Source organism: Stieleria sp. JC731, from assembly GCF_020966635.1.
Classification (GTDB): domain Bacteria; phylum Planctomycetota; class Planctomycetia; order Pirellulales; family Pirellulaceae; genus Stieleria.
Map to the genome: position 1 here is coordinate 7,633 of NZ_JAJKFQ010000046.1, position 8,369 is coordinate 16,001.

Genomic DNA, 8,369 nt, shown 5'->3' on the forward strand with positions numbered 1-8,369 from the left:
TAACGGTTTGATTTCAGCTCCGAGATAGCAGATCAAACGTCCTAACCGCCGGCCGATATATCTATGCTCGTTCCCCTACACGATTCCGATCGGGTAGACTTGTTGGCAGCGATGTGGTGCCGACTGTGGTCGTGGGTACCACGCGAACCATGACATGAACCGAAGTGACGGAGTCGGGGTTTCTGAAGTGGTTAGTTGTCCGCCGTCACTCGGTTATGTCCGCCGTTACCCGAAAGAGTTGCAGATTGATTCGTACTTATGACGCTTCTCACGCCTGACGATCGAAACGATCTTGATTTCAACAAGCTCGGCCCCGTTCTTGAAACGCTGGTGAACTCTGATCGGGTATCGGAGGAAGAGCGTCGTGCAATCGAACTGTGCGCTCGCGCTACCGCAGATATGCTTTCGTTACAGCACGAACAGACGATGCGGGAATTTTATAGTCGACCAGACATCCAACGCATCGAGTCCGAACTCATTGATCGTTGGCTCGACGCGAATCAAGGTGCGTCCGCGGGTATGACCGTGTTGACTCATGGACGGTGGTATGTCTCATCGTACACAGCAGATGGTAAACTCCAATTAACACCGATCGATCCGCCTTGGCCGGTATTTCCGGACGATCCAGACTGATCGGGTAACAATCGCGTGCACCGGAGTACGCGAGTCGGCGGTTTTGAAGTTGAGAATCTTTCACGCGTACCCGGTGACGCGTACCGTTCGCGCGGGTAGATACTCCGCCAGATAATTCATCTCCTTCTCAGTTGGTCATCGCCCTTCGCAATACAAAGCGTTTGGATGCGGCCCATCTGATTTCACGTGATCAATTCACGCTGATCGCCGCAATTGAATCCACGGTTTGGTAGTTGTGTCTAAACGCGGCCCATCTGAAATCAACGGACAGTAGTTTCCTATTGATCGCAATCGAATTCACGGTTTGATAGTGTTGCTTGGACAACTCCCATGCGAATTCATGGGACATCAGTTTCCTGTTTATCGCATTTGACGTCACGGTTTGATTTCTGCTGCTCGATAACAGATCAATCGCCCTATGCGCCAGCCGAAATATCAATGCTCGTTCCCCTTCGCGAATTGAATCGGGTAGACTTGTCAGCAGCGATGTGATGCAGACTGTGGTAGTGTGTACCACGCGAACCATGACATGAACCGAAGTGACGGAGTCGGGGATCCTGAAGTGGTGTGTCATCCGCCGTCACTCGGTTATGTCCGCCGTTCGGCAGGTGATGTATGGCTAACTTGAAACTCCACGTCCCGACCGACGAAAACCTTATCACCGTCTACAAGTGCGGCCTTGTCGCTGGTCAGAGTGTTGCGCTCCGTAAGCAATTGGTCGTGCATGACCACCGCGGCGAACCGACCGGACGGATTCATCCGGAAGGCGAGGTCTGGGGCGTCCTGCCGGGGCTCAAGAGCGACCCCGTGCTGTGGCTCCGGGAGCCGGACGGCAGTCGCCATACCTGGGACGATGACGCGTCGGTGCACGAGTGGTTTATACTCTTTGATACCCCCGAGAGTCATTGGTCTCCCAAAAATGAAGCGGCTTTTAATCCTGGTGCCCCGGTGACAAGGATGCCGAACAATGCCGTGCACCGAAGGACGGGAGGCAACGGCTTTGAAGTGGTTTATCTCTCGCCCGTCCTCGGTGACGGTGGCCGTTCGCGCGGATGGTTGTTGCTGCGATAACCATCGCCTGTCTTCAACGCTGTTGAATCCGGCCCATATGATTTCGCGTGACAACTGTTATATGAACGCCCCAACTGAAATCACGGTTTGGTAGTTGTGCCCAGATTGCGCCCCCCGGACTTCAACGGACATCAGTTTCCTGTTGATCGCATTTGATGTCACGGTTTGATCCTTGCTTGGAGACAACTGATCAGACGCCCTAACCGCCGGCCGAAATATCTATGCTCGTTCCCCTGGCGATTCCAACCGGGTAGACTTGTCGACAGCGATGTAGTGTAGACTGTGGTCGTGTGTACCACGCGAACCATGCCGTGCACGCGAAGGTCGGGAGTCGTGTTTTATTGAAGTGGTCAGTCCACCGCCCGACCTCGGTGACGGCTACCGTTCGCGCGGGTAGATGAACTGCTTGATATCACATCTGTCTCTAGCTTGGTCATCGCCCTCTGCAATTTGAAGCGTATGAATCTGGCCCATCTGATCTCACCTGGCAACCATTAGCCGATCGCCGCAACTGAGTTTGTCGTTTGATAGTTGCTCGTGAATTTGGCCCAATTGATTTCGCGAGACACCAGTTTCCTTTTGATCGCGACTGAAGTCATCGTTTGATTGTGTTGCTTGATCAACGCCCATCTGAATTCATGGGACAGTAGTTTCCTGTTTGTCGCATTTGATGTCATGGTTCGATTTCAGCTCTGAGATAGCCGATCAAACGTTCTGCCCGCCGGCTGAAATATCTATGCTCGTACCCCTTCGCGATTCGAATCGGGTAGACTTGTCAGCAGCGATGTGATGCAGACTGTGGTCGTGTGTACCACGCGAACCATGACATGAACCGAAGTGACGGAGTCGGGGTTTCTGAAGTGGTGTGTCATCCGCCGTCACTCGGTTATGTCCGCCGTTCCCCGACTGGCATGATCGCGACACAACTATGAGTCGCTTGCTCAATCCATACGAATCATCTGAACTGAAAGACGTATCTGCGTCGCCAAACCGTAGTTGGGCAGGAGCACTGTCGATCGCTACCCTCGCATTGTTTGTCGTCGCTGCGTTAAATGCCTTCCTTCTGATCGGCCTCACATTGCTGGAGTGGATCGCTCCAACTAGCAAACACGTCCTTGAGTTTCGGGCATTCATTTTGATCTGCGCGTTTTTCTCGATGTTCGCCACTGGGCTTCTTTCTATCGGATCTTTTCTGCTTTCGAAGCGATGGCGATATGCTCTTGCGATGATCGTGGTTGTGCTCCTTGCTTGCCTTCTTCCGATGATTCTGCTGTAATTTCGGAGTACTGCCGGTACTCTGCCTGAACCGCCACTGGAGCACACAAAACGCGGGGAACAATGAATTGCACGGGAGAACGGGAGTTATGTTTAATGGTCTGCTTGCAAGACTTTCGCCCGTTCCCCGTGAATTCTGCCGTTACCCGACTGAAATGAAGAGCCAAACGTGACCGTAACGCATCATTTTGAAACGCTCGTGCCTGCGGTCATCTTTCTCGTCGCGATCGGTTGCTCCGAAAAAATTAAACCAAACACAGAGCCGCAGCCGAGGGATGAAACCTCAAATTCACCTTGGACCACTATCGGTGAATACGATGCCGGCATCGTCACGAGCAAACCCAGTTGCGACGGCGGGGCTACCGAATTCATCGCATCTAAACACTTCTTTGGTGCAATGCTGAAGTACATCTGCAAACAATATGATTGCACAGTGATTGTTGATCCACCGGCATTGGCATCAAAACCGATCGAACTGACTGTCAACGGTGATTCGGCCGAAACTGTATTCCGGGCGATCGCGGATGCCTGCGACCTGCAATTCTCCACCAAGGACAGCGGGGAGTTTATTGTGGCCGCAGAAAATGCGACGGGTGATTCGGGACGCCAAATCGCTGCTGATACGTTTCCCCCATGGTGGGATCAATGATTGGCGGGTAACAATCGCGTGCACCGGAGTACGCGAGTCGGGCGGTTTTGAAGTTGAAAATCTTTCGCGCGTACCCGGTGACGCGTTACGTTCGCGCGGATGGTTGTGCCTGCGATAGCCAACGCCTGTTTTCGATGCTGACGGATCTGGCCCATCTGATCTCACCTGGCAACCATTAGCCGATCGCCGCAACTGAGTTTGTCGTTTGATAGTTGCTCGTGAATTCGGACCAATTGCTTTCTTGAGACATCAGTTTCCAATCAACCGCATTTGACGTCATGGTTTGATCGTTGTTGCTGTGCGTGGCCCATTGGATTTCACTGAACCACAGTTTCCTCATGATCGCTCTTGATGTGACGGTTTGATTTCTGCTCCGAGATAGTGGGTCAAACGTCCTTTCCGCCGGCCGAATTACCTATGCTCGTCACCCTTCGCGATTCCAATTGGGTAGACTTGTCGAGAGCGATGTACTGCTGGCCGTGGTCGTGTGTACCACGCGAACCATGCCGTGCACGCGAAGGTCGGGAGTCGTATTTTATTGAAGTGGTTAGTTCACCGCCCGACCTCGGTGACGGCCACCGTTCGCGCGGGTAGTTGAACCGCTGAATGACTCATCTGTTTCCAGGATGGTCATCGCCCTTTGCACTATAGAGTGTTTGGATTCGGCCCATCTAAATTCTCGTGGCCAATTCACACTAATCGCCGCAATTGAATTCACGGTTTGATAGTTGTGACTGAGTTTCGCCCACCTAATGTCATGTGACCTCTGTTTCCTGTTTATCGCAACTGAATTCACGGATTGATTGTGATGCTTGAACAACGACCATGTGAATTCGAGTGACATCCGTTTCCTGTTGATCGCATCCGATTTCACGTTAGATCTTTGCTCCGCGACATCTGCTCCAACGCCCTAACCGCTGGCAGAAATATCTATGCTCGTTCCCCTTGGCGATTCGAATCGAGTAGACTGGTCGGCAGCGATGTAATGCCAACCGTGGTCGTGTGTACCACGCGAACCATGACATGAACCGAAGTGACGGAGTTGGGGTTTCTGACGTGGTGTGTCATCCGCCGTCACTCGGTTATGTCCGCCGTTACCCGACTCAATTGGCCCTAACGCCATCACGCCACTGAACATCTCTGTTGATCTTCCGAATGACATCAGAACGCAAGCGATGCACGCACTGCGAAACACTGGCCCAGATTGCAACTCTGAATCGCTATGGCGGAATTTGTCGTCGTTGTTGCCAGCGTCCAAGGAATCTTCGCTTAGTTGTAGCCATCTGGATTGCCGCAGCATTTGGTTCGCTGGCGCTTTGCTGGCTATTCGAATCACAGATTGCGTTTAGCCGTGAACACGATACCACAACACGCGTCTTCTGGTTGATCGCGATTGTCTACAACTCCGCCGGGATCACGGGGACGCGTTTACTGTTTGCGTTGGGGTTCTGCGTTTCGGCATTGCTTGCTAGTCGATACATTTTCAAATGGCATCGTTGTAAAACCGCTCTTGCTGAATGTCGCCAACGTTGGTCAGAGAGCAGCGGGTAACAATCGGATGCACGACGAGTCGCCGAGTCGTGGTTTTTGAAGTTGAGGATCGCTCGCGGCGACCGTGTGATCCGTACCGTTACCCGAAATCTCAGCGGATTTGCTCGCGTGATGCGCCACGTTTGAAGACAATCCGTGCCTCACTCTCCTGGACGTTCTGTTTGGCGGTGGGCGAAGATCTTGGGTGGTTGGTTTTGGCGCTGCAGCATCGGTCAACCGCCTTGATTTTCAATGGAGTTGAAAAATGAGCACTTGGTCATTGGTACTGATTTCTATTGGCGTCGTGAGCATTGTCGTTTCCCTAGCACGACGCCGGCATTCGGCTGGTGATGACTTATTAATTGCAGTTCATCAGAGAATGACAGACGATCGGATCGCGGAGAACATCCGACACCGCCGAATGCGGATGGATGCGAAATTGGGTATCCAATATGGACTCGCCTTCATTGCGATGGGAGTTGCATGGCAACTGATTATTTTTCTGTTTTGGTTCTAGTTGGGCATGGCACTGACTGTGCCGAACATAGCGGGTAACCATCGGATGCACGACGAGTCGCCGAGTCGTGGTTTTTGAAGTGGAGGATCTCGCGCGGCGACCGCGTGATCCGTGACGTTCGCGCGGATGGTTGTGACCGCAATGACCAACGCCCGTGGTCATGCCCATCCCATCTTCGTGTACTTCGCGAACTTCGTGGTTTGAATGTTTCGTCGACGGCTTTAATGGTGCGATCGAATCTCGCCCATCGGATCTCACGGAGCCTCTGTTTCCTATTGATCGCAGTTGATGTCGCGGTTTGATTGGTGCGCGGTCGACTTGGCCGATGAACACAAGCCGACGCCTGGCAACCGATTACGAGTTCGAGCACCGCGTTGCTGAGCACGAGCACGATTGAAGGCAATCCGACGCCTGACGTTCCAACTGCCAAGTCGCCACTCGTTACCCTTCGCAATGCCAATCGGGTAAACTTGTCGTCAGCGGCGAACTGCAAACTGTCGTCCAGGGTAAACCGCGAACAACTCGATGCACGTGAGCCGCCGAGTTATGTTCATTGAAGTGGTCAGTCGTTTGCGGCGGCCACGTGATCGAAATCGTTCGTCGAATAGAGCAATCATGAAGTTCAGGTTCGCTTCGGCTTTCGCGATTCCCATTGTCAGTCTTTGCTCTTGCGGGACAAATTCGTTCCAAGATTCCCGTGCAATAGATAACCCTATGCCAAACTCCGCCGTCGAAATCATCGATAAGCTGGCAGGTGATAATCCGACTTCTGAGGATGCATTTGAGCGATTCTTCAGTTGGTACGAAGACTACTGGTTGATGAACGACGATTTGGTGGGCACATTGGACACAATCCCTCGTCCGTTGCGCGAGGTGGTTGTGACACACCAAGCGTTTGGTTACATGAGCTCAGAGTCGCCCAGCGAATACTACATTCGATTTGAATCTGTGTTCGATCATGAGGTCGAACTGGGCATGGTCCAACTTGGTTTCTTGGAATCTGCAACAACACTGTCCAAGGGACGCAGGATGTTCGAAGCATCTGATGACGGTGACCTAACACTCGAACAAGATTCAGAGATTTACAGTAAGTTGCCCGCGTTGGAGGAAGTCGAAGACAAAATCGGTCGATGGCTGATCCAACACGCAAACAAAGACTAAAAGTCGACGAACCATGGCATGAACCGAAGTTGCGGAGTTGATGTCTTTGAGGTGGTTAGTCAATCGCCGCAACTCGGTTATGCCTACCGTTCTGCCAATGAGGATGCTGTAGCGACTTGTGAAGCGTTTTCTGATTGGGATACTCTCCCTCGTTTCGATTGCCGTTTTGGCGGGGTGGCTTCTGCACACGCGACCACTCAATGCTGACGTTCAAGTCCATGAGCTTACCGTGGACGGCAGCGCTCGCGCGTATCGCATCGTGGTTCCGTACAACTTGGCATCGCCTGTCCCGGTTGTATTTGCTTTTCACGGTATCGGCGACTCTACCGATTCGATGGCCAAATACTCTCAACTTGATCGTCTTTCGGCGGACAACGGATTCATTATTGTATATCCCGCTGCCTTGAATTCGATGTGGTCAACCGTCAACATCGATCCGGCCGAACTCGATGCCAACCCTGATGTTCGGTTCTTCGACGATTTGTATGCTCAGGTCGCTTCCGAACACGACATTGCCGCCGATCGCATCTACCTTGCTGGAATGTCAAATGGCGCTTCGTTCGCTCATGTCTTGGCCACCGCAAGACCGGAAGTGATTGCCGCGCTTGTCGCACACTCGGGATTGCGGCCTCGAGAGCTTGGCGATTGTGATGATTCAATTCCGATGATACTATTGGCCGGTGCCAACGATTCGGTTGCACCGATCATGAAATCGAATGCTGATCGATATCGCTCCGCTGGATGCACCGTCGAGTTGATTCTGGTCCCAAGACTGGCACATGAATGGTCGACACGGCACAATAGGGAGATGTGGCGATTCCTATCCACCCACGGCCGAATCCGCACGGAAGAGGCAGAACCATGAATTGCACGGAAGGACGGGAGTCGTGTTTAACGGTCTGCTTGCGAGTCTATCGCCCGTCCTCCGTGAATTCTGCCGTTCTGCCATTGAAACATGCACGCAATCGGATCTGCATACTTGATTAGACAGGCCGCGGGTGCCGAGCGATTTGATGGCGCCACGGTTAAGATTTCACGCGCGGACCCATCAATGGGTGTGATAACTATCGACCTGACTGAACGGATCAACGGTAGCCAAATCAAGGACAACGACGCATCGTTTCTAGACGAATATGCGAGGATTGCCATCGACCGTTTTGCTCGCAACTACGACGTTGATTTACGGGATTGGAACATTCAAGTGGACCAATTTGCGTACCATCCAATCGATTCTGGGCCCAAGGGAACCCACGACGCTGTCTACAATGCGTTATCCGCGGCGTTCGCGCAGTGGGCGTCGATGACCGTGCAACTGCCAACGGAAAAGGCAGAACCAAGGGATGCACGTGAGTCGCCGAGCTAAGTTTATTGGCGTGGAGCGTCTTTCGCGGCGACCACGTGATCCCAACCGTTCGCGCGGGTAGATGAACCACTGAATGATTCATCTCTATCTCAGTTGGTCATCGCCCTTTGTACTACAAAGTGTTTGGATCCGGCCCTCCTGAATTCACGTGGCCAATTCAAGCTGATCGC

The 8,369-nt window shown here is 52.6% G+C and carries 10 protein-coding genes; 9 read left to right on the forward strand and 1 reads right to left on the reverse strand.

The window, feature by feature from the left end; genetic code table 11:
* Positions 1-258 precede the first annotated feature (258 nt).
* The 4 genes from LOC67_RS27180 (at position 259) to LOC67_RS27195 (ending at position 3,628) form a co-directional block, all read left to right on the forward strand.
* Positions 259-633: a hypothetical protein gene (locus LOC67_RS27180; protein WP_230266004.1), complete on the forward strand. Its 375-nt coding sequence runs from the start codon at positions 259-261 to the stop codon at positions 631-633.
* A gap of 615 nt (positions 634-1,248) precedes the next feature.
* Complete coding sequence (locus LOC67_RS27185; protein ID WP_230266005.1) at positions 1,249-1,704, forward strand: hypothetical protein; 456 nt, start codon at positions 1,249-1,251, stop codon at positions 1,702-1,704.
* Between the two features lie 928 nt (positions 1,705-2,632).
* Positions 2,633-2,980: a hypothetical protein gene (locus LOC67_RS27190; protein ID WP_230266006.1), complete on the forward strand. Its 348-nt coding sequence runs from the start codon at positions 2,633-2,635 to the stop codon at positions 2,978-2,980.
* Positions 2,981-3,148: 168 nt separating this feature from the next.
* Positions 3,149-3,628 (forward strand): hypothetical protein, encoded by a 480-nt coding sequence (locus LOC67_RS27195; protein ID WP_230266007.1) that lies wholly within the window; start codon positions 3,149-3,151, stop codon positions 3,626-3,628.
* 175 nt (positions 3,629-3,803) lie between these two features.
* Here the strand turns inward: LOC67_RS27195 and LOC67_RS27200 are convergent, their stop codons facing one another.
* Entirely contained in the window at positions 3,804-3,968 is a 165-nt protein-coding gene (locus LOC67_RS27200; RefSeq protein ID WP_230266008.1) for a hypothetical protein, read from the reverse strand.
* 815 nt (positions 3,969-4,783) lie between these two features.
* Here LOC67_RS27200 and LOC67_RS27205 point away from each other — a divergent pair.
* The 5 genes from LOC67_RS27205 (at position 4,784) to LOC67_RS27225 (ending at position 8,199) form a co-directional block, all read left to right on the forward strand.
* Positions 4,784-5,179, forward strand: a complete 396-nt coding sequence (locus tag LOC67_RS27205; RefSeq protein WP_230266009.1) for a hypothetical protein — start codon at positions 4,784-4,786, stop codon at positions 5,177-5,179.
* 244 nt (positions 5,180-5,423) lie between these two features.
* The gene (locus LOC67_RS27210) at positions 5,424-5,675 is read left to right on the forward strand and encodes a hypothetical protein (protein ID WP_230266010.1); all 252 of its coding nucleotides are present in this window, start codon (positions 5,424-5,426) and stop codon (positions 5,673-5,675) included.
* Positions 5,676-6,389: 714 nt separating this feature from the next.
* Entirely contained in the window at positions 6,390-6,836 is a 447-nt protein-coding gene (locus tag LOC67_RS27215; RefSeq protein ID WP_230266011.1) for a hypothetical protein, read from the forward strand.
* Positions 6,837-6,954: 118 nt separating this feature from the next.
* Positions 6,955-7,701: an alpha/beta hydrolase family esterase gene (locus LOC67_RS27220; protein ID WP_230266012.1), complete on the forward strand. Its 747-nt coding sequence runs from the start codon at positions 6,955-6,957 to the stop codon at positions 7,699-7,701.
* A 186-nt stretch (positions 7,702-7,887) separates the two neighbouring features.
* Positions 7,888-8,199, forward strand: a complete 312-nt coding sequence (locus tag LOC67_RS27225; RefSeq protein ID WP_230266013.1) for a hypothetical protein — start codon at positions 7,888-7,890, stop codon at positions 8,197-8,199.
* The last annotated feature ends 170 nt before the right edge of the window (positions 8,200-8,369 follow it).